The organism is Bacillus sp. FSL R10-2780 (assembly GCF_038006125.1).
GTDB classification, from domain to species: Bacteria; Bacillota; Bacilli; order Bacillales; family Bacillaceae_G; genus Bacillus_A; species Bacillus_A cereus_U.
On sequence record NZ_JBBOUQ010000001.1, the window covers coordinates 3,127,967 to 3,150,816 of the forward strand.

Genomic DNA, 22,850 nt, shown 5'->3' on the forward strand with positions numbered 1-22,850 from the left:
AAGAGCGTTCATTTTCTTTTATTAATCACGCTTATATTTTTTCAATACTTCTTCTAATCGTTTCCGTTCATCTTCTAACGTACTTGCATCTTTTTTCGCACTTACGTCATTTTTTACAGGTTCTTTCTCTTCTTCTTTCGACTCTTCTTTAAGCCAATCTGGTACCATTTCTTTTCGCACTGTTTTCTTCGCTGTACGACCTTTTTTCTTCGTCTCAGCCCACTCTTGATATTGACGATTCTCTTCTTTCGCTAGCGCCATCGCCTCGCCTACTGTACCGACCTTTTTTCGCGCCCAATGTCCAGCAATCTTCTCGACATACGTTTTAGCAAGCTTCATATCTGAGCGTAGCATAACGTAATAAATAAGTACATTCACAACCCCTGGCGTTAACTTTTGGTTTATCATTACATCCTCAACGATTTGCAAGTCCGCTTTCGTCGCCTCTGCACCGCCTGAAATCTCTTTCAATAGTTGTTTTGGCGAGATTTCCTCTAACTGCTTCATTAGCATCTCTTCTTGCGTAGATGGCTCTTTCTCTTTCATTGTACGAGCAGCATGAGGTTGCACTCTTTCACTTAATACAGGTAACGCTTGACCATTTTCGAATTGATACCAATCGCGTGCTCCCTTCCGAAGCCTTTCGATATCAATTGTTTGTATCTCTGTCACTGCGCCAAGAACGATATTTTGCATCGATAACACATCCACACCGTATACATAAGCGAGTGTAATGACACATTCTCTCACTTGATCTGTAATCGCCTTTTTAGGAACAAGCGCTGATAGTCCGTCTACAAATAAAGAGAAATCAAAGAAATCATTCCAAACTTTCGGAGCATCCCCATTCTCGTTACTTGGCATAATTGTCGTTTTCGGGATACGCAGTTCTTCTTGCGCATATTCAAACTGACCTGGGTTAAACGAATCAAATATATCGTTGAAGGAGCGCGTAACATTTTCATAAGAAGCAAAATCGAATTCTTCTTCTAAGAAATATTGTTTTACTTGGTTGTATTTTGTCCGACTCAAGCGATTATATAAAAAGATACTTAAAACAATATCATCAAAAAACTGCTTCGGAGATAAAGGTGGTTGCAATTCATATATAAACATTCGAATATCTTTTTCTTTCTTAATATATACATTTAAAAGACCAATCGCTTCTAACTTTACTCGTTCCCCATATATTTCAGGAAGTTGCATTTGCATAGTCACCATAAGGGAGTGATGTGTATTCTCTTTTCCAAACACACGATCTTGCTCTAACTCTCCCCATAGTGTCATGTATAAGCTAAAAGCTCTACTACCTATTAACGGCTGATACAACATCGTTAATACTTTCCGGTCGTAATTATGTAACAACCCTTTCGCACTTACTTTATAACGATCAATCGGCAATAGCTCCATCCATGACTGTTTTTCCATTCTTGCCTTTCCTTTCTCTCATCCAATCTAACCTACATTTCACTCGTTCTATCTTTATTATATAATTTATTAGCGAAAAAGAGCTATTAGCTTCCGCTTCTAGCTCTCTTATCTCGTTTACTTACAGTATATAAAGAGATTCCTTCTACTCTCTCTCTTTTTGCAGTATATCTTTTAATTCTTCAATAAATACATTTAAATCTTTAAATTGACGATACACAGAAGCAAAACGTACGTAAGCAACATCATCAATATCACGAAGTTCTTCCATAACAATTTCACCAATCATATCACTTTTCACTTCTGATATACCTAAGTTACGAAGTTCACGCTCCACACTTTGTGTTACTTCCTCTAACTGTCTTAAAGATACAGGTCTTTTTTCACACGCTTTAATTAAACCGCGTAAAATTTTCTCTTTATTAAACTCTTCTCGTGTTCCTTCTTTTTTAACAACGATAAGAGGTGATTCTTCTACTCTTTCAAATGTCGTAAAGCGACTTAAACAACTTTCACACTCTCTTCTTCTTCGAATAGAGCGCCCCTCGTCTACCGGACGCGAATCTAACACTCTTGTTCCATTATGAAAACAGGATGGACAACGCAATTCATTCACTCCTTTACACTATAATCTTTATTCTTTCGCTACTCACCTACATGTGAAAATATATATACAATATTATATAACTCATTCTTCTATAATGACCACTCTAAGTTATTACATATCGTGATCCTATTTTATATAAACTAAAAAAGAGGTGCATTATACACCTCTTTACATTTTAAATCAATTATGTTCTTTTTTAAAGAGCTTTTGTTTCTCTCTGCTTAATTTCGAAGCTACCAGTGCCTCGAGGAAGCTCGATGCTCTCACGCGTTTTCGCGTTTAAACCTTCTGCAATATATTCTGCAGCAACATTTGGATCAATACGATCCCCACAAGTATAAACATCAATACTTGCGTAACCGTGCTCCGGAAAGCTATGAATTGTTAAATGTGATTCCGAGATAATTACTACTCCACTTACACCTTGTGGTGCAAATTTATGAAAAGCAACCTCACGTACTTCAGCACCAGCTCTTAGTGCTGCATCCACAAATAATTGTTCAATATATGGCATGTCATTAAGCTTGTCGAAATCGCAATCCCAAAGTTCAGCGATTACGTGACGACCCATCGTATCCATAGTATCCATTCTACAGTTCCCCCTTGTAAATTTATTCTAACTGTTCGAATTGAAAACTAATTTGCAATTTGGCTTGCTCCACTACCACGGGGGAAAGTTAGTCCAGAGAGGTCCTAACCCTTTAAGTAGTGACTACGTACCTCAGCTCTTAAGTTTACGAGTGTTAGTATACTTTGTTTATTTTCATTTTGCAACAACAGTTTTTTCGATTTTCTGTCATAATTTCCTCTTTACTTTTCCCTAAAAAAAATAAATGATTCACAAATACAGTAATCACAACGTTTTTGGTCTGTCCACTATTTGAAAATATACCCATATAATTTTTTTCTTTTCAGAAAAAAATAAAAAAAGAGAGCAAATATTCACTTGCCCTCTCCCTTATTCACTTAAATATGTTGCACATTTTCTTGTTTTGCTAATTCATCAACAACTAACGTTACAAGATCTACAACACGACGAGAGTAGCCCCACTCGTTATCATACCAAGCAAGTACTTTCACTTTACGATCACCCATTACCATTGTAGATAAACCATCAATAATAGCTGAGTGTGTATTTGTATTAAAGTCGATAGACACTAAAGGCTCTTCACTAAATTCTACAATTCCTTTTAACGCACCATTTGCAACAGTTTTGAATGCTTCATTAATATCTTCAACTGTTACATCACGTTTTACGTCTACTACTAAATCAACAAGAGACACGTTTGGTGTTGGTACACGAAGTGCCATACCATGAAGTTTTCCATTTAAATGCGGAAGAACTTTTGCAAGCGCTTTCGCAGCGCCCGTCGTTGTAGGAATGATTGACTGTCCGCAAGCACGTGCTCTTCTTAAATCTTTATGTGGGTTATCAATGTTTTTTTGGTCATTTGTATAAGCGTGAACAGTTGTCATTAAACCGTTTTCAATTCCAAACTGCTCATCTAACACCTTTACAACAGGTGCTAAACAGTTTGTTGTACAAGATGCATTTGAAATAACGGTATGTTTTGTAATATCTAATTGGTCTTCGTTCACACCAACTACAATTGTTACATCTTCATTTTTACCAGGCGCTGTTAAAATAACTTTTTTCGCTCCAGCTTCAACGTGAAGAATTGCTTTTTCTTTTGAATTAAATTTACCAGTTGCTTCAATTACAACTTCAACACCTAGATCTGTCCAAGGCAATTCCTTTGGATCACGGTTGTTTAAAAGGCGAATCATTTTCCCATCTACTAATAAGTGATCTTCAAATGCTTCCACTGTTCCGGCAAACTTACCGTGTACTGTATCATATTTAATTAAATGTGCTAACGTTTCGGACGGATAGCTTGCATTGATTGCTACAATTTCGAATGCGCTTTCTTTTATTGCTTGACGAAACACCATTCTCCCAATACGTCCAAATCCATTAATTGCCACACGAGTCATAATATGTTTTCCCCCTTGAATGCGTTATACTATTTATCTCCAATCCCAATAATAGTATAACACAAAAAGGAGATATGTCACTAAGCATTTTCATTAATTTCACAATTTTTTAATCAATAATGTTCCACTTCTTTAAAATCACCTGTAATTGTGTTTTCGTTTCCATAATTGTGCCATCATTATTTATCACTTCATCTGCATTCTTCACTTTTTCTTCTAATGGCATTTGAGATTGAATACGCACCGTTGCTTCTTCTTCTGAAAAGTTATTTCGTTTCATTAAACGTTCCAATTGCGTATTCGGTGTGACTGCTACAACTAAAACACGATCAACAAGATTTGTTAATTCACTTTCAAACAAAAGAGGGATATCTAACACAACCGCTTGCATACCTTCTTTTATGTACATTTCCTTTTGTGCATTCATTTCTTCACGCACTGCAGGGTGAACGATTTTGTTTAACTGCAATCGTTTTTCTTCATTATAGAAAACGACACTTCCAAGCTTCGGGCGATCCAGCTCCCCATCTTCTTGTAACACTTCCGTTCCAAACACCTCTACAATTTTGTTATATGCTGGTTTTCCTCGTTCTACAACTTCTCGCGCAATAATATCTGCATCAATAACCGGTATACTCATTTCACGAAACATTTCTGATACCGTACTTTTTCCGCTTGCAATGCCTCCTGTTAATCCAATTATTACTGTCATAATAATCCTCCTCATAATATCAAAGGCGCGAAACTAATGTTCCACGCCCATACTTACATTTTCCAAATTCCAATAATAATGAGTAATACTCCAGGCAGGAATGTAAATTTTTGTAACCATTTCATATTCGATAAAATCGTACCAAGCTTCATTCCAATAAATAAAAATAAAGAACTCATAACCGCAACTAATATCGCCATCATCGCCGGTGCATAACCTAATAAAGATGCACCGATTCCAGCACCAAACGAATCTACAGAAAGAGCGATGCCGAGAAGTAGCGCTTCTCCTGCAGAAATAGTTCCTGATTTATCAAAATCGGCAACAGTCGGCTTCCGCAAAATTTGAATCACTAACCCTAGAGAAGCAATTTCTAGTTTCCAAACCTTCTCTTCTTGCTTCGGTTCTTCTTTTTTATCACTTCGAAAAAATTGGTATAATACCCAAATCCCGATTCCAATAAGAACAAACCCACCGATACGCGTTGCGATAACAGGTGAAAATATTTTCGCGATCATATGTCCAATTCCCATGGAAACGAGCATGACAGCCGCTGAACAGATTCCGATAATTATAATTGATTTTAGTGGAATTCTTACACTTCTTAATCCGTATGTTAGCCCCACACTACAGCTATCTAAGCTTAATGTAAAAGCTAATAAAATAAGAGACAAATAAAGATACATCGGTAAGCTCCTCCCTTATACATAGCTCTGCTCTATGTATATGACAAATGCCTATCCGATGTTATCCCTTTTCTATATTCTAGGCTGACAAATTGGGCAGTAATGCGTTCCCCTTCCGCCAACAACTGTTTTTTCTAATAGCGTACCGCAAGTCACACACGGTTCTCCTTTTTTTCCATATACATTTAGAAGTTCCTGGAACGAACCAATTTGTCCTTGCGAATTAATATACGTTCTAATTGTACTTCCGCCACGCTTAACCGCTTCACCCAGCGTTGTAACAGTCGCCTCATAAATTCTTTCTACTTCTTCTTCTGTTAAAGATGCAGCTTCTCGTTCTGGATGAATTTGCGAACGGAATAATACTTCATCTACATATATATTTCCAAGCCCCACTAAAAGACGCTGATCTAATAATACAACTTTTATTTTGCGATTTGTCTTTTGCAATCTTTCTTGTAAGTACTGCGGTGTCAATTCAGCATCAAATGGCTCTGGTCCTAAATCAGCAAGAGGCATTTGAGCAAACTCTTCACCTTTCTTAAAGAGATGCATCGTACCAAACTTTCTCACATCTTTATAATGCAATTCAGTTCCATCTGTAAATAAGAAACGTACGTGTGTATGTTTATCAATTGGCTCATCCTCTTGATGAAGTAAAAACTTACCTTCCATACGCAAATGTGAAACAATTACATAGTTTGTTACATACAAAAGCAAAAACTTACCTCTTCGCTTTATATTCTCGATCATCTCGCCTCTTAGCATGTCTTTAAAGATTTCTGCATCGTCCGGTCGTTTCACTATTTTTGGGTAAGTGATAATTACATCTTCAATCACTTTCCCCGTTACAAGATTTTCAAGTGTCCGTCTAACATTTTCAACCTCTGGTAATTCCGGCATTTTATCACTTCCTTATTTCGCGTCGTACCAAGTTGGACCGTAAGAATAATCAACTTTTAACGGAACTGCTAGTTCAATTGCATGCTCCATTACTTCAGGTACAAGCTTCTCTAATTTTTCCACTTCTTCTTTTGGCGCTTCAAAGATCAATTCATCGTGTACTTGCAGAAGTAAGCGAGCTTGTAGGCCTTCTTCTTCTAAGCGATCCGCCATAATAATCATAGCCTTTTTAATAATATCCGCCGCACTACCTTGAATTGGTGTATTCATTGCTGTACGCTCTGCAAAGCTACGTAAATTAAAGTTACGGCTCGTAATTTCCGGAATGTAACGACGGCGATTTAATAACGTTGAAACATATCCTTTTTGCTTCGCATCTTTTACAATGTCAGCCATATATTCTTGTACTCCAGGGAAGCTTTCTAAATACCTTTCAATAAATTCCCCTGCCGCTTTTCTCGTGATTCCTAAGTTTTGTGAAAGGCCGTAATCACTAATACCGTATACAATGCCGAAGTTTACAGCTTTTGCTTGTCGTCTCATATTAGATGTCACTTCATCTTTTCCAACACCGAATACATCCATAGCTGTTTTCGTATGAATATCCATGTCATGTTGGAACGCTTCAACTAAACCTTCATCTTTTGCAATGTGAGCAAGCACACGAAGTTCAATTTGTGAATAATCGGCCGCGTACATAATCCATCCTTCTTCTGAAGGAATAAACGCCTGACGAATCTTCCTTCCCTCTTCTAAGCGAATCGGGATATTTTGCAAGTTTGGTTCCGTTGAACTTAGTCGTCCTGTTTGCGTTAACACTTGGTTAAAGCGAGTATGAATTTTAGATGAATCGTCATGTACAACTTTTAGTAACCCTTCAATATATGTAGAGTTTAGTTTCCCTAATTGACGGTAGTGTAAAATCTTCGGAATGATTGCATGATGATCCATAAGCTTGTCTAGTACATCAGCAGATGTAGAATAACCTGTTTTCGTCTTTTTAATAACAGGTAAATTTAAGTTTTCAAACAGAATAACCCCAAGCTGCTTCGGTGAATTAATATTAAATTCCGTTCCTGCAAGCTCATAAATCTCTTGTTCCATTTCCTTTAATCTACCCGCAAGCTCTTCTCCCATATTACGAAGACGATTCGTATCAACTGTAACACCTTTCACTTCCATGTCAGCTAATACACGAGCAAGAGGTAATTCTAACTCTGTAAATAGTTCATATTGCTCATTCTTTTCTAATTCTTCTACGAATGTTTGCTTCACATCGAATAATACATGCACTTTACGAGCGACATGCTCAGCTACTACCTCTTGCTCAGGAACAGCACGTTTCGCACCTTTCCCGTAAACTTCTTCGTCAGATTTTACCGCATGTGTTTCTTTCATTTTCGCAACAGCACGGAAATCTTTATCGGTATCAGCTGGATCAAGTAAATAAGCGGCAATTAATAAATCAAAGTCAATCCCTTGAATATCTACACCTTTCCACTTTAGGGCAACGATAGCACGCTTCGCATCAAATGTATGTTTTCTCATTTCTCCATTTGCAAGCCACTCTTTAAAAGCATCTGATTTAAGAGCAACATCGGCCGGAATGAAGTAACAACCATTTTCATTTTGAATACCAAAACCTTGAATATCGGCTTTATGATAGTTATCTTCTTGCACTTCAACAATAAGCGCACTATCTTGCTGAAGCATTTCTTCTGTAACTTCTTCTACAATATCAAATGTAATATCATCTAATTCAACTGGAGCCGTTTCCTCCGGCGTAACACCTAATTTATTTAAAAGGGATGTAAATCCTAAATTCTCGAACATTGGAATCAAATCGCTTGGTTCATACCCTTTATATGCCATATCATCTACATGCACAGTAATCGGTGCGTCTGTAATAATAGTCGCAAGTTCTTTACTCATAAGGGCTTGTTCTTTATTCGCTTCTAACTTTTCTTTTAATTTCTTTCCACTCACTTGATCTAAGTTTTCATATACTGCTTCTACCGTTTCAAATTGCGTTAATAATTTAATGGCTGTCTTCTCACCAACACCTGGTACACCTGGAATGTTATCTGATTGGTCTCCCATTAAACCTTTCATATCGATAATTTGCTTTGGTGATAAGCTATATTTCTCAAATAAAGCTTCTTTCGTATATTCATCTACTTCTGTAATCCCTTTGCGAGGAATACATACGAGTGTATTATCTGAAACAAGTTGCAGTAAGTCTTTATCTCCTGAAATAACTTTCACATGAAACCCTTGCTCACTCGCTTCTTTCGCTAAAGTCCCCATAATGTCATCCGCTTCATAGTTTTCTAATTCATAGCGCGGAACATTAAATGCATCAAGTACTTCGCGAATAAATGGGAATTGCTCTGATAGTTCAGGTGGCGTCTTTTGACGCCCTCCCTTATAATCACTATACGTTTTATGACGGAACGTTGTTTTCCCCGCATCAAACGCCACAAGCATGTGCGTCGGTTTTTCTTCCTCTAATATTCTCATTAACATCATCGTAAAACCATAAATTGCGTTCGTATGTATACCTTTGTCGTTATTTAAAAGCGGTAGTGCAAAGAAAGCACGATACGCGATATTATTACCATCTACTAATACGACTTTTTTTTCCAAACTACAAACCTCCCCATACAAATTTGAAACGATTTTCCCACAGAAAAAAAACCGTTCCTATCCTCTCTCTATATTAACATGACTAATAGAGAGAAGAAAAATAACGGTTTTTTTCTATCATATATAAACAGACTTACATTGGCATAAAAGGGAAGTGACGAGAATAGCATAACTACTCTCGTCCAAAATTACTCCTTGGATGAAGGGGTTTTCATATATTATATTAACAGAGCTTTATTAATATTTAATTAAGCCATTGTTAATATATTGTAAATATCCTTCATCCTATTTTTCAGTAGCTGATTTTGGTAAAACAACTGTAAATGTTGTACCTTCTCCAACCTCACTATCCACTGTAATCGTACCTTGATGTGCTTCAACTAAATGCTTTACAATTGATAAACCAAGACCCGTTCCACCCGTATTTCTACTTCTCGCTTTATCAACTCGATAAAAACGTTCAAATATACGAGGGATTTCTTCTTTACTAATACCAATTCCAGTATCCGACACTTTTATATACGCATTATATTTATCCTCTAATAATTCAACTGAAACAACGCCTCCAGCCGGCGTATATACGATTGCATTATTAATTAAATTAATAAAGATTTGTTTTAAGCGGCTCGGATCTCCAATAACGGAAACTCGTTTCAATACATTCACTTGTAAAGAGATTTCTTTTTCACCCGCTTTATTATCAAGCACCATGTGAATGTCTTCAAGAAGCCCCTTCATATCAACCGTACCCATATTTAATCTAAACCCTTGCTGCTCGATTTTTGACAAATCTAATAAATCTTCAATTAATCCTTGCATACGCTCACTTTCTTTTAAAATGATATGCAAGAAATGTTCGCAGAATTTTTTATTATCCATCGCTCCGTCCAAGAGTGTTTCTGAAAAACCTTTAATAGAAGTAATCGGTGTCTTCAATTCATGAGAAACATTCGCTAAAAAGTCTTTTCTCATTTGTTCTAATTTCTTTAACTCTGTAATGTCATGGAATACGAGAACAATCCCTTTCCACTCATGGTTTGTCCCAATAATTGGCGCTCCGTATACTTCGAAATGCTTGCGCTCAATACCTAGCGGCAATAACATTTGTTTACGCACTTTCACTTCTGTCATAAAAATTTCTTCCACAAGCTCAATAATTTCCGTATGGTGAAACGATTCATAATATAAACGGTCTAAATATTCTTCATCTGTTACGTGGAAAGTCTCCTTATAAGAACGGTTTACAAGGTTTATATAACCACGGCTATCAATTAAAATCATTCCGCTTCCCATATTTTCAATTAATGTGTGCAAACGATCTTGTTGCATTTCTTGTTCGAGTGTCATCTCTTGTAAATTACGAGCTAAAATATTAATTGCTTTACTCAGCATTCCTGTTTCATCCGAATGACTTTCATATGCACGCGCTTTATAATTACCCTTCGCTAATTCAATCGCAACTTTCGTAACTGATTCAATCGGCCTAATATATTGTCCTGTAATTTTGACACCTAGGAATACAACTACGAGACAAGCAATGACAAATCCGATAATTAATAATCCCCACGTTTTTTGGTGAACGTCCCTCAAAGTATCAATTGTACTTTTCACCAAAATGTATCCTTGTTTCCCTTCTACATCCTGGACGAACACAGCATGATAAAATTCATTCTTTTGATCTGTTTCTTTCGTAATGACTTTATTTTTTTGTTTTCCTGCTTCAGAAGAAAGTTCTTTAATCATCTCTTGACTAAATGCAGATTGTTTCCCTCCGCTATATTGAACTTTCTTTTTTTCATCCACAAATATAATAGAAGCTGGTATTTGTTCTTCTAACTTTTCAAATACATACGGCTTTTTTAAAACAGAATCAAACCCTTGCTCCTCTGCTAATACAGCAACATACCTTGTCTCTTTTACCATTCTTTCTTTAGCATGATCTATATAGTAATTTTCAAATACGGTTTCTAATAATACACCTAGTCCAACTAAAATAAAAACGATAAGAGAAACAAAAGTAAAAAGAAGCCTGGAACGAAATTTATTCATCCCCTTTTGGCTCCTCTAATTTATAACCTAAACCACGTATCGTTTTAATGTACGTCGGTTTTTTCGTATTTTGTTCAATTTTATCGCGCAAATGGCTAATATGGACATCAACAATTCTTGTATCACCGGCAAAATCATAATTCCATACAGCACTCAATAATTGGTCACGAGTTAATACACGACTTTTATTTTTTGCAAGATAAACAAGTAACTCAAATTCTTTCGGTGTTAGTTCCAGTTTCCTACCTTGGAAGTACGCTTCATAAAACTCCGGTAAAATTTTAAGCTCTGCAATTATGATACTATCTTCATCTGGCGTTTCCGAAACTTTTTCTTCTTGCTGTAATTTCGTGCGGCGCAAAATCGCTTTCACACGAGCAACAACTTCCCTTGGGCTAAACGGCTTCGTCATATAATCATCAGCCCCAAGCTCAAGACCCAGTACCTTATCAAATTCATCATCTTTTGCTGTTAGCATTAAAATCGGCGTCATAACACGCTGCAATCGTAATTCTTTACAAACTTCCATACCATCCATTTTCGGAAGCATTAAATCTAATATAATTAAATCCGGACGTTCTGTTGTCGCTTTTTGAAGCGCCATCTCTCCATCCATCGCTGTTATAACTTCAAAACCAGCTTGTTGTAAATTAAATTCAATTAAAGTTAAGATAAATTCCTCATCATCAACTACTAAAATACGATTGTTCATTCTTTTCCTCCAAGTTATAGACTTGAAACCTTCTTCATCCTAGTATTTTCCCCGTTATTCTCATCATACTAGAAAACAAGGTCTCCCTCAATATAATTGTCTATTCATGGAGCTCGTTTGTACTAGAGTTTCGGAAAATAAAAGCAATCGTAACTTCATTCCCTCTATCCGGTCGCTATCCAAACTTTATAGATGAATCTATCTTTTTTAAACTCTTTTTCCGTATGAACTATAAACTCTCGATTTTGCGCTAGGAAAAACGAAAGAGCATACGCTATTTTATAATCTGGTGTTTCATATCCATCAAATACTTTCCCGTACATTTCATTCGCGATTGAATCGGCCCACACTTCAGCTTCTCTTATCGTTTCAAAAATAATGTCTTCCCTTTCCCATTTCAAAGTTATATCACCCTTTCCAAACAAAAAGTAGCGCTAGCATACCCTTAATAAGAATATGACTAGCGCTACTTTTATATCATTCTAACTTTCATTTTTTAAAAATTATCTAATGCTTTTTCCATAATGGAAACAGATTTAAAAGGTGGTGTTACTGTTAATGAACCTTTTACAACAGTTTCTCCTTTTTCATCATGAGCAAATACAAGCATATCAATTGTATGTTCCTCCTCTGAAACAGCCACAACTTCAAAGTGGATTTGTAACGTTTCGTAATGGTGAACATGTTTCACGAACGTAAGGTCCTTCCTAGTAATATGACTACCTGGACCTGGTAAATATTTCGTAACCGCCGTTGTAATCAGCCCCGTTAGCATAATGCTTGGGACAATCGGCTTTTCATACGGAGTTTGGGATGCGTAATCATGCTGAATATATAATGGATTGGCATCATTCGTTAACCCTAAATACAATAACAAATCTTTATCCTCAATTTTTTCAGTGATAGATAATTTCTCTCCTACTGTAATTTCATCCATTTTACGACCAATTTGAACTTTTTTCTTTAACATGTTACAACCCCCTCCGATTTTTTCACCTTATTATCCTACTAAAAGCGATACCTTATCCGAAATTTACTATGATGAGGGCAATGTATAGTATAAGTCTATAGTTTCATTATAGGATACACCTAATGATAGCGTTTTCATATTATTTCAAAAAAACATTTCAATATATAGTAGAAAAAGATTCGGGGCCCCGAATCTTTTTCCACTTATATTTAATTATTAAACAAGAACTTTCATAACGTTACGTACAGATTCGACAGAGCGATCTAACGCTTCTTTTTCATCTGCAAGAAGTTCTAATTCAATAATTTTTTCAATTCCGTTACCACCTAGAATTACTGGTACCCCTAAGTAAATGTCACTATAACCATACTCACCTTCAAGGTATGCAATAGCAGGTAATACACGGCGTTGATCTTTCAAGATTGCTTCTGTCATTTCAACTAAAGAAGCTGCTGGCGCGTAATATGCACTACCGTTTCCTAATAAACCTACAATCTCGCCGCCACCTTTACGTGTACGTTCTACAATTGCCTCTAAACGCTCTTTCGGAATTAATGTTTCTAACGGAATGCCACCTGCATAGGAATAGCGTACAAGAGGAACCATATCGTCACCATGTCCACCAAGAACAAATCCTGTAATGTCTTTCACAGAAAGGTTTAATTCTTGTGAAATGAATGTACGGAAACGAGCTGTATCTAATACGCCCGATTGACCGATAACACGCTCTTTCGGGAATCCTGCTTCTTTAAATACAGAATATGTCATTGCATCAACTGGATTTGTTAATACAACAATAATCGCATTTGGTGAATGTTTTGCAATGTCGCGCGTAATACTTTTCATAATTTTAGAGTTTGTTGCTACTAAGTCATCACGGCTCATACCAGGCTTACGCGCAATACCTGCTGTAATAACGACAACGTCAGAATCAGCAGTATCTGCGTAATCAGATGTACCAATAATGTTAGCATCAAAACCTTGTACTGGGCTCGCTTCTAACATATCTAACGCTTTCCCTTTTGTTGGATTTTCCAGCTGTGGAATGTCCACTAATACAACATCTGCAAGTTCTTTTTGTGCTAATAAGAATGCTGTTGTTGCTCCTGTAAATCCTGCACCGATGACTGAAACTTTCTTGCGTTTGATTGTCATAATTTACCCCCCGCTTTAATTATGCGTTTTTGATTATCGCTACATCCATGTTTTTAATAAGTTCATTAGCGAACTCAGAACATTTCACTTCTGTTGCACCTTCCATTAAGCGTGCGAAATCATAAGTTACTACTTTTGATTCAATTGTTTTCTCAACTGAATCAGTTACTAAATTCGCAGCTTCGTTCCATCCTAAGTGCTCTAATAATAATACACCAGAAAGAAGAACAGAAGATGGATTTACTTTATCTAAACCTGCATATTTTGGAGCTGTACCATGTGTAGCTTCAAAGATAGCATGTCCAGTCACATAGTTAATGTTTGCACCAGGTGCAATACCAATTCCACCTACTTGTGCAGCAAGTGCATCCGAGATGTAGTCTCCGTTTAAGTTCATTGTTGCAACAACATCGAACTCACGTGGACGAGTTAAAATTTGTTGTAAGAAGATGTCTGCAATAGAATCTTTTACGATGATTTTCCCAGCAGATTCTGCTTCTGCCATCGCTTTATTCGCTGCATCTTTACCATCTTTTTCAACGATACGATCATATTCAGCCCAAGTAAATACTTTGTCGCCAAATTCTTGTTCAGCTACTTCGTAACCCCAGTTTTTGAAAGCACCTTCTGTAAATTTCATAATGTTTCCTTTATGAACTAATGTAACAGAAGAGCGTTTTTCGTTAATTGCATATTGAATCGCAGCACGAACAAGACGCTTTGTCCCTTCCTCTGAAATTGGTTTAATACCAATCCCTGATGTTTCTGGGAAACGAATTTTATTAACGCCCATTGCTTCTTTTAAGAATGCAAGAACTTTTTCCGCTTCTGGAGAACCTTGTGCATATTCAATACCAGCGTAAATATCTTCTGTATTTTCACGGAAAATAACCATATCAGTATCTTCCGGACGTTTTACAGGTGAAGGAACACCTTCAAAGTAACGAACTGGACGTAGACATACATATAAATCTAATTCTTGACGAAGCGCAACGTTTAGAGAACGAATACCACCGCCAACTGGAGTTGTAAGTGGACCTTTAATTGCGATTAAATATTCACGAATTAAATTTAAAGTCTCTTCTGGTAACCACTCGCCTGTTTGGTTGAATGCTTTTTCCCCTGCAAGCACTTCTTTCCAAACAATTTTCTTCTCACCATCATATGCTTTCTCAACTGCTGCTTCTAGTACGCGAGATGCTGCAGCCCAAATATCAGGACCAATTCCATCTCCTTCGATAAATGGAATAATCGGATTGTTTGGTACATTCATAACACCATTAGTTACAGTAATTTTTTCACCTGTCGTCAATGTGATAACCCCCATGTTTGAAATTTCATATGTATGCAACTGAGGGAATAACCCCTCAGTTCAAACCGTTAGTCAAATTAAAATATTCTAATCATTATATCTTTCCGAAAAAATCAGACTTTTGAAAGCGTATTTTCACTATCAAAATAGTGTTTTTCACTTATCGTTGCGCAATCGGAACATACACTTGATGCGTAGGTCCATCATAATCAGCACGCGGACGGATTAAACGGTTGTTTTCATATTGTTCTAGAATATGAGCTAACCAGCCTGACATACGGCTAATCGCAAAGATAGGTGTAAATAGGTCATGGTCAACTCCTAAACAATGGTATACAGAAGCTGAATAGAAATCAACATTTGGTGGAAGACCTTTTTCTTTTGTTACAATGTCTTCAATTTTGATAGACATATTATACCATTTGTCTTCTCCTAAAAGCACGCATAATCTCTTAGACATTTCGCGTAAGTGTTTCGCGCGTGGATCACCATGCTCATATACGCGATGACCAAATCCCATAATTTTCACTTTATTTTGAAGAGCATTATGAATATATGATTCTACATTTTCTTCTTCGCCAATTTCAGTTAACATCTTCATTACATTTTCATTTGCCCCGCCGTGAAGAGGACCTTTTAATGCACCGATTGCTGCTGTAATACCAGAATACACATCTGAAAGTGTAGCTACGCAAACACGTGCAGTAAATGTAGAAGCGTTTAACTCATGATCTGCATGAAGTACAAGTGCCTTATCAAAAGCCTCAATTTCAACTTCATTTGGCTCACGATCATTTAACATGTACAAAAAGTTTGCAGCTAATGATAGATCTTTTCTTGGCTCAACAACATCTAAACCTTTGCGAATTCTTGCATAAGCCGCAATTAAAGTTCCGACTTGAGCCTGTAATTTAACCGCTTTCAAATAATTAGACTTTCCATCCATTATTTCAGCGCTCTCATCATATAATGATAGCATGGAAATCGCAGTTCGTAAAACCGACATCGGGTGCGCGATTTTTAAATCTACTTGTTTCAAATATGTTAAAATTTCACCTGGTACTTTATAGTATTCAGATACAGTTTCACTAAATTCCGCTAGTTCTTTTTCGTTAGGAAGCTTGCGGTGCCATAATAAGTACACTACTTCTTCGAACGTAGCATTCTCAGCTAAATCATCAATATTATACCCAACATAAGTTAATGTATCATCAATAATAGAGCTCACAGATGATGTTGTTGCTACTACCCCTTCTAAACCTCGAATAACAGTCATGACATTCTCTCCTTTTCCTGAAAATTCTCCCAACCTTGCTCCTTATATCTATTTGCTCCCCTTATAAATTATGAACGCTCGTTCACTCTTTAGGCAAGCAAAATGCACGTTCATGCAAATTTGTTGCGATGTTCCCCTCTAATTGTCCATTACTTACAGGGAAAGCATGAGCGTGAATGTCTCTCCGAATCCTCACGCTCAGAACAACAAGTTAGTGAGGAAAATGAATTCCGAAGAGTTTATGATAAAAACAACATAAAACAATATCATTATAAAATTGTTTTATGTTGTTTTTATTTTATCTGGTGTAAAGTCTCTGCTGTTATGTAACTTTTCAAAGTTTCTAATCCTATTATAAACAATTATCTGACTTTTGTGAACAGAAAGAATTCAAAATTTTTATATTACTATAAAATTCCTTATTTAAACATTTGTATAATACTCATAACTGCATAGGCAATTCCAGCCCCAATTAACGGACCTACAGCAACTCCATTAAATAAAGCTACAGCTATAATTGTCCCAAAAACAAGTGCGGTTGTAATATGAGGATCAGTCGTTAATAATTGCACCCCACCTTTCGCCAATAAAGCAACCGCTACTCCTGAAGCTAAAGCAATCCATGCATAGTATGATTTCGCCGCTTCTCCAAGCTGTTTAAACCCTATTTCCCCCGTCGCAATTGGGACAAGCACCGCAATTGTAATAACCGTCACACCGAGGTTAATTCCTTTCGTTTGTAAATAAGGAAAGGCTTTATCGCCTAAAAACGTAAACTTCAATAAAAATAATACTCCAACAGCTACAGTAAGCGATTGGTTTTTAGCAATAAGTCCTATAATAAGTAGTATGAATAAAAATAACGTTGACTGACTAATCATGATTGCACTTCCTTTCTGAAAATAATGAACTTGTTTCCAAACAAAAATACCCTTAAACCTATCGTTATACATGCTATACCGATGCATATTTGACAATTATATAAAGAAAAAAATTGATTTTCATATACATTCCAAAATTACAAACAAAACTTTAACCAGAAAAAAATAAAGCATGCATATACATTTAAAAGCGGATGTCTCTCCTTTCTTTTATAATAAGAAACAGGTAAAATAAAAAAGAGAGAAAATGAAGTTTTTACCATATAGTAGAAGCGTCACCAACAAGCTTCTGTAGTCATTAATCCGCTGCAAAAGCAGGCTAAATCCATCATTCCACTATAACATAAAGTGCAACTTTGATCAGTGAATCTCACTAGTTATAAGTTGAACGAATTAGGATAATCCAAATTGGAATGGGAGGTATACATCTTTGAACCGAAACTTACTATATATGATATTACGACTCATATTTGTCATTGCAGCAACGGTAGTTGGGTTCTATGCATTGCTGCACATGTCAGGTCTGATCTACCCTTTTATTATCGCTTTTGCATTCGCTTATTTGATTAATCCTGTCGTCAATTTCCTTAATCAAAAACTACAATTCCCTCGCGCATTAGCGGTACTCGTTAGCTTAATTCTCGTATTCGGAGCTATCGTCGGACTCGTTACATACCTTGTAACTGAAGCAATATCTGCCACAACATACTTACTACAAATTGTCACAGTGAAGTTTCCAGATATCGTTGCATTCGCCCAAGAATTTGCACTTAATCATATTATGCCTCTCTATGATGATTTAATTTCTAAATTTAATCATCTTGGAGAACCACAGCGATACACTATTACACAAAACATTCAAAACTTAGGCACCGGAGCAACGACACAAATGAAAGAACTTTTAACCGCCATTATAAGCGGATTAACAAATTTCATTAGTGCATTACCAACAACTTTAACTGTCCTTGTATTCGTCTTATTAGCCACCTTCTTCATTAGTTACGATTGGCACCGTCTTGCTCATAAAGTAAGAAAACTTCTACCTAATCGTGTACACGGATACGGAAAAACTATTTTTGTCGATTTAAGAAAAGCTTTGTTTGGTTTTGTTAAAGCGCAACTTACACTCGTATCTATGACAACTATCATTGTACTAATCGGCCTTTTAATATTACGCGTGCCATACGCAATTACTATCGCGATTATTACAGGGGTTGTAGATTTACTCCCGTATTTAGGAACTGGAGCCGTCTTCGTTCCTTGGGTTATATACGTATTTTTCACAGGTGATACTGCATTCGCCATCGGTCTTCTCATCCTATACATCGTCGTGATTGTCCAAAGACAAATCATGGAGCCAAAAGTACTTTCATCTAATATTGGACTCGATCCATTAGCGACACTCATCGCTCTATTTGTCGGCTTTAAGCTCTTTGGTTTTTTAGGATTAATCATCGGTCCAGTCATATTAGTACTACTTAATACATTACACAAAGCTCATGTATTCCACGATTTATGGAAATTCATTAAAGGCTCACCATCAAAATAATGTTTTCTAACTCATACACAACAAAAAATCAACTGTAATCAGTGGGAAATTCCCACTGATTATTCACTGTACTTTTTGCACTACTACATTTAAAAGGGGATTTCCTAAAAAAGGATAATTCTCTTATTTTTTTGCATAAAAACGCATATTTCAGGCCGGAAATACATTTTTATTCTATTTATTCTATAATTATTACTTACATTTATTACTTTTTATGTAAATGAATAAATATACAAAACAAGGCAGGTGAACCCTTTAATCAGTAATTTTTCTTCTCCTATCTAACTTCTGCTCACTAGTCGAATCTTACTACATGCAAGAACATCACCCTAATGTAACACTTTTCATTCACAAGAACCCTCTGTATCCTATCGTTTAATAACTAACAATAATCCACCCCCAACAAGAAGCTAACAATTGACAATAAATAGCAAACAAAAAAAATAACGCGTAGATCACTATAATCTACGCGTTATTTCTGAACAATAATAGTAGTTCTCTTTCTAAATTTCCAATCAATCCACTTCATAACAACCGGCTTCAATAAAGCCCTCGTTACAGGAACAACAAAGATAAAACCTATTATATCCGTCACATATCCAGGCAGTACTAAAAGAATACCTCCTACGAATATAAAAATACCATCTAGAACCGTATCACCGGGCATTTCTCCTCTATTTAACCTAAATTGAATCTCTCTAAGCACTTTAAACCCTTGTCGTTTCGCCAAATATACACCAACAATACCCGTAAATACAATCATAGCGAACGTAGACCATAAACCTATTACATGACTTGATCCTATCAATACCGCAATCTCGATCGCCGGTATTACAATAAGTAAGAATAGTAACCACTTCACAGCTCCACACTCCTTCATATTTCATTCAAAAGGTGAAAGCATCACTTTCCACCATCCACCTTACAAAACCCCTTATGAGCCTCTTAAAACGCTCATACAAGCTTTACAAAGGACGAATAACCCTCTTCCACTAAACATTATAATAAACGTTTTTCAAAGCGATTTCAGGCATTTAAAGCTAGCTCTATACTTTTTTGTGTAAAAAAAAGAGAAGGACTCCGATCCTTCTCTCCGTATTACTTCTTATAGCACTTCCGCATGTCCATTATAAACAATTCCGCGCGCTGCATCAACTGTTACTTCTTGGCCACTTTTTAAAGTTGTTGTTACGCCGTTTACACCAACGATAACAGGAATACCGATTGATACACCTACAACAGCTGCATGGCTTGTTAGACCGCCTTCTTCTACAACTAGAGCTGCAGCTTTTTCAATTGCAGGAATCATATCTTTATCAGTGCTTGTTGTAACAAGGATATCACCTTTGTTTACGTTCGCTACAGCTTCAGCAGCTGTTTTCGCTACAACTACTTTACCTTTTGCAGCTTTACGACCGATTCCTTGTCCTTTAGCAACTTCTTCACCAACAACGTGGATTTTCATTAAGTTTGTTGTACCAGTTTCAGCAACTGGAACACCAGCAGTGATTACTACAGTATCTCCAAGTCCGATTAGACCCGCATCCATACCTGTTTGAATTGCTGTATCTAACATTTCGTCAGTAGAAGCTGCACGTTTTCCAGCCATAAATGCTTGAACACCCCAAACAAGTGCAAGACGACGTCCTACTTGCTCGTCAGATGTTACAGCTACGATTGGAGATTTCGGACGGTATTTAGAGATCATTTTCGCAGTATGTCCACTTTCTGTTGGAGCTACGATTGCAGCTACATCAAGAGCAAGTGCTGTGTGCGCAACAGATTGGCTAATTGCATCTGTAATTGTTGGAGTGAACTCTTTAATACGTTTTTTGAACATATCTTCATATTGTAATGATTTTTCAACACGTACCGCAATGTTAGCCATCATTGTTACAGCTTCTACAGGGTATTGACCCGCAGCAGTTTCACCTGAAAGCATGATTGCATCTGTTCCATCGAAGATTGCGTTTGCTACGTCACTTGCTTCCGCACGAGTTGGACGTGGGTTACGTTGCATAGAATCTAACATTTGTGTTGCAGTAATAACTGGTTTTCCTAATACGTTACATTTTTTGATTAGACGTTTTTGTACTAATGGTACTTCTTCTGGTGGAATTTCTACACCCATATCACCACGAGCAACCATTAAACCGTCAGAAACTTCTAAGATTGAATCGATGTTGTCGATACCTTCTTGGTTTTCGATTTTTGGTACGATTTGGATGTATTGAGCGTTATGCCCTTCTAATAATTCACGAATTTCTAATACGTCAGATGCTTTACGTACGAAAGATGCTGCGATGAAATCAACTTTTTGCTCGATACCGAAAACGATATCTTGTACGTCTTTTTCAGTGATACCAGGAAGCTTAATGCTTACGTTTGGTACGTTAACACCTTTTTTATTTTTTACAGTTCCGCTGTTTAATACTTTTGTACGGATGTCTCCGTCAGCTTTCTCGATTACTTCTAGTTCGATAAGACCGTCATCGATTAGAATACGAGAACCTGGATCAACATCATCATAAAGACCAGCATAAGATACAGAGAACTTCTCTGCAGTTCCTAATACTTGTTCAGTAGAAAGAATTACTTCTGCACCTGTTACAAGCTCAGCTTGTCCGTCTACGAAGTCATGTGTACGGATTTCTGGACCTTTTGTATCAAGTAAGATACCAACTGTTTTACCAGTTTTCTTTGAAGCTTCACGAATATTTTTAATACGAGCTCCATGCTCTTCATGGCTACCATGAGAGAAGTTTAAACGAGCAACGTTCATACCCGCTTCCATTAATTGCTCTAATTTCTCAATACTTTCACTAGCAGGACCTATAGTACATACAATTTTAGTTTTACGCATATTGCACCTCCGAAAATTATGAAACCGTTCCCAAATACAAGGCATTAAGCCAATTAGATAGATAATTCTTTAGATAATTGATACATATCTTTATCGATTGTATGCTTTTGAGCTAACGCTTCGATAATGTCATGATCAACAAGTTTATTATTTTGAATACCAACACAACGTCCGCCATTACCAGCAATTAATAATTCAACTGCTCTTGCGCCAAGACGACTAGCTAATACACGGTCTTGTGCACTTGGTGATCCACCACGTTGCACGTGACCTAATACAGTTACACGAGTATCAAAGCTTGTTGCTTCTTCAATGTGCTTACCGATGTCAATTGCACTTCCAACACCTTCAGCTACAACGATAATACTGTGCTTTTTGCCACGTTCACTACCTCGTTTCAGACGAGCGATAACATCTTCCATGTCATACTTTTCTTCTGGAATTAAGATAGTTTCTGCACCATCAGCTAAACCAGCCCATAATGCGATATCTCCAGCGTGACGTCCCATTACTTCGATAACATATGTACGTTCATGAGATGTAGCTGTATCACGGATTTTATCAATTGCATCAATAACAGTATTTAAAGCTGTATCGAAACCAATTGTGAAGTCTGTTCCAGGGATATCATTGTCGATTGTACCTGGTACACCTACACATGGGAATCCTTGCTCAGTTAATTTTTTTGCGCCTTGGTAAGAACCATCTCCACCAATAACAACAAGTCCTTCAATACCATGTTTCTTTAATTGCTCGATTCCTTTTAGTCGTACTTCTGGGTCTTTAAACTCAGGACATCTTGCTGTATATAATTTTGTACCACCGCGGTGGATAATATCGCCAACAGAACCAAGTTCTAATTTTTCAATATGACCAGAAATTAAACCAGCGTATCCATGGTAAATACCATATACTTCAATATCATGGAAAATCGCTTTACGAACAACTGCACGAATGGCAGCATTCATACCAGGTGAATCTCCACCACTCGTTAATACACCAATACGTTTCATTTGTACTCACCTCATAAAGATTATTTGCCTTATAATAAAATAACACGAAAAAATACAAAAACACAATGGAGAAGATGTGTCTTTTCATAATAA

General features: G+C 36.7%; 20 protein-coding genes. 1 reads left to right on the forward strand and 19 read right to left on the reverse strand.

Annotated elements, in window-relative coordinates:
• Positions 1-21: 21 nt before the first annotated feature.
• From NSQ47_RS16310 to NSQ47_RS16385, 16 genes are all read right to left on the reverse strand, one after another.
• Positions 22-1,428, reverse strand: coding sequence for a replication initiation and membrane attachment family protein (locus NSQ47_RS16310; RefSeq protein ID WP_002160267.1), 1,407 nt, complete (start codon positions 1,426-1,428; stop codon positions 22-24).
• Between the two features lie 145 nt (positions 1,429-1,573).
• Positions 1,574-2,035, reverse strand: coding sequence for a transcriptional regulator NrdR (nrdR, locus tag NSQ47_RS16315; protein ID WP_001203686.1), 462 nt, complete (start codon positions 2,033-2,035; stop codon positions 1,574-1,576).
• 196 nt (positions 2,036-2,231) lie between these two features.
• Positions 2,232-2,615, reverse strand: a complete 384-nt coding sequence (gene speD / locus NSQ47_RS16320; RefSeq protein ID WP_002003660.1) for an adenosylmethionine decarboxylase — start codon at positions 2,613-2,615, stop codon at positions 2,232-2,234.
• Between the two features lie 386 nt (positions 2,616-3,001).
• The gene (locus NSQ47_RS16325) at positions 3,002-4,030 is read right to left on the reverse strand and encodes a glyceraldehyde-3-phosphate dehydrogenase (RefSeq protein WP_002112190.1); all 1,029 of its coding nucleotides are present in this window, start codon (positions 4,028-4,030) and stop codon (positions 3,002-3,004) included.
• A gap of 109 nt (positions 4,031-4,139) precedes the next feature.
• Entirely contained in the window at positions 4,140-4,742 is a 603-nt protein-coding gene (gene coaE / locus NSQ47_RS16330) for a dephospho-CoA kinase (protein WP_341037392.1), read from the reverse strand.
• Between the two features lie 53 nt (positions 4,743-4,795).
• Positions 4,796-5,428 (reverse strand): sporulation membrane protein YtaF, encoded by a 633-nt coding sequence (ytaF, locus tag NSQ47_RS16335; RefSeq protein WP_002160264.1) that lies wholly within the window; start codon positions 5,426-5,428, stop codon positions 4,796-4,798.
• A 72-nt stretch (positions 5,429-5,500) separates the two neighbouring features.
• Positions 5,501-6,331, reverse strand: coding sequence for a DNA-formamidopyrimidine glycosylase (gene mutM / locus NSQ47_RS16340; protein ID WP_204208454.1), 831 nt, complete (start codon positions 6,329-6,331; stop codon positions 5,501-5,503).
• 12 nt (positions 6,332-6,343) lie between these two features.
• The gene (gene polA / locus NSQ47_RS16345; RefSeq protein ID WP_341037393.1) at positions 6,344-8,977 is read right to left on the reverse strand and encodes a DNA polymerase I; all 2,634 of its coding nucleotides are present in this window, start codon (positions 8,975-8,977) and stop codon (positions 6,344-6,346) included.
• A 285-nt stretch (positions 8,978-9,262) separates the two neighbouring features.
• Positions 9,263-11,026, reverse strand: a complete 1,764-nt coding sequence (gene phoR / locus NSQ47_RS16350; protein WP_002112194.1) for a sensory box histidine kinase PhoR — start codon at positions 11,024-11,026, stop codon at positions 9,263-9,265.
• Positions 11,019-11,738: a two-component system response regulator PhoP gene (gene phoP / locus NSQ47_RS16355; protein WP_002112195.1), complete on the reverse strand. Its 720-nt coding sequence runs from the start codon at positions 11,736-11,738 to the stop codon at positions 11,019-11,021. The genes phoR and phoP overlap by 8 nt, the downstream gene beginning before the upstream one ends.
• Positions 11,739-11,902: 164 nt before the next feature.
• A complete protein-coding gene (locus tag NSQ47_RS16360) occupies positions 11,903-12,139 on the reverse strand; it encodes a hypothetical protein (RefSeq protein ID WP_002034283.1) in 237 nt (78 codons plus the stop codon).
• Between the two features lie 95 nt (positions 12,140-12,234).
• Positions 12,235-12,708 (reverse strand): MaoC family dehydratase, encoded by a 474-nt coding sequence (locus NSQ47_RS16365; RefSeq protein ID WP_016106325.1) that lies wholly within the window; start codon positions 12,706-12,708, stop codon positions 12,235-12,237.
• A gap of 216 nt (positions 12,709-12,924) precedes the next feature.
• Positions 12,925-13,863: a malate dehydrogenase gene (gene mdh / locus NSQ47_RS16370; RefSeq protein WP_002160261.1), complete on the reverse strand. Its 939-nt coding sequence runs from the start codon at positions 13,861-13,863 to the stop codon at positions 12,925-12,927.
• A 19-nt stretch (positions 13,864-13,882) separates the two neighbouring features.
• Complete coding sequence (icd, locus tag NSQ47_RS16375) at positions 13,883-15,175, reverse strand: NADP-dependent isocitrate dehydrogenase (protein ID WP_002112198.1); 1,293 nt, start codon at positions 15,173-15,175, stop codon at positions 13,883-13,885.
• A gap of 160 nt (positions 15,176-15,335) precedes the next feature.
• Positions 15,336-16,484, reverse strand: coding sequence for a citrate synthase (citZ, locus tag NSQ47_RS16380; RefSeq protein WP_002112199.1), 1,149 nt, complete (start codon positions 16,482-16,484; stop codon positions 15,336-15,338).
• 386 nt (positions 16,485-16,870) lie between these two features.
• Positions 16,871-17,332: a DUF441 domain-containing protein gene (locus tag NSQ47_RS16385; protein ID WP_098778160.1), complete on the reverse strand. Its 462-nt coding sequence runs from the start codon at positions 17,330-17,332 to the stop codon at positions 16,871-16,873.
• Positions 17,333-17,762: 430 nt separating this feature from the next.
• Between NSQ47_RS16385 and ytvI the strand changes: the two genes are divergently transcribed.
• Entirely contained in the window at positions 17,763-18,881 is a 1,119-nt protein-coding gene (ytvI, locus tag NSQ47_RS16390) for a sporulation integral membrane protein YtvI (RefSeq protein WP_002160259.1), read from the forward strand.
• Positions 18,882-19,353: 472 nt separating this feature from the next.
• Here ytvI and NSQ47_RS16395 read toward each other — a convergent pair whose 3' ends face one another.
• The 3 genes from NSQ47_RS16395 to pfkA all read right to left on the reverse strand — a co-directional run bounded on the left by NSQ47_RS16395 (position 19,354) and on the right by pfkA (position 22,757).
• Positions 19,354-19,743: an FxsA family protein gene (locus tag NSQ47_RS16395; RefSeq protein WP_002160258.1), complete on the reverse strand. Its 390-nt coding sequence runs from the start codon at positions 19,741-19,743 to the stop codon at positions 19,354-19,356.
• Positions 19,744-19,986: 243 nt separating this feature from the next.
• Positions 19,987-21,744 carry a pyruvate kinase gene (pyk, locus tag NSQ47_RS16400; RefSeq protein WP_002160257.1) on the reverse strand — a complete coding sequence of 586 codons (1,758 nt, stop codon included), beginning with the start codon at positions 21,742-21,744 and terminating at the stop codon, positions 19,987-19,989.
• Between the two features lie 53 nt (positions 21,745-21,797).
• Positions 21,798-22,757, reverse strand: coding sequence for a 6-phosphofructokinase (gene pfkA / locus NSQ47_RS16405; RefSeq protein WP_002034288.1), 960 nt, complete (start codon positions 22,755-22,757; stop codon positions 21,798-21,800).
• Positions 22,758-22,850: the final 93 nt, after the last annotated feature.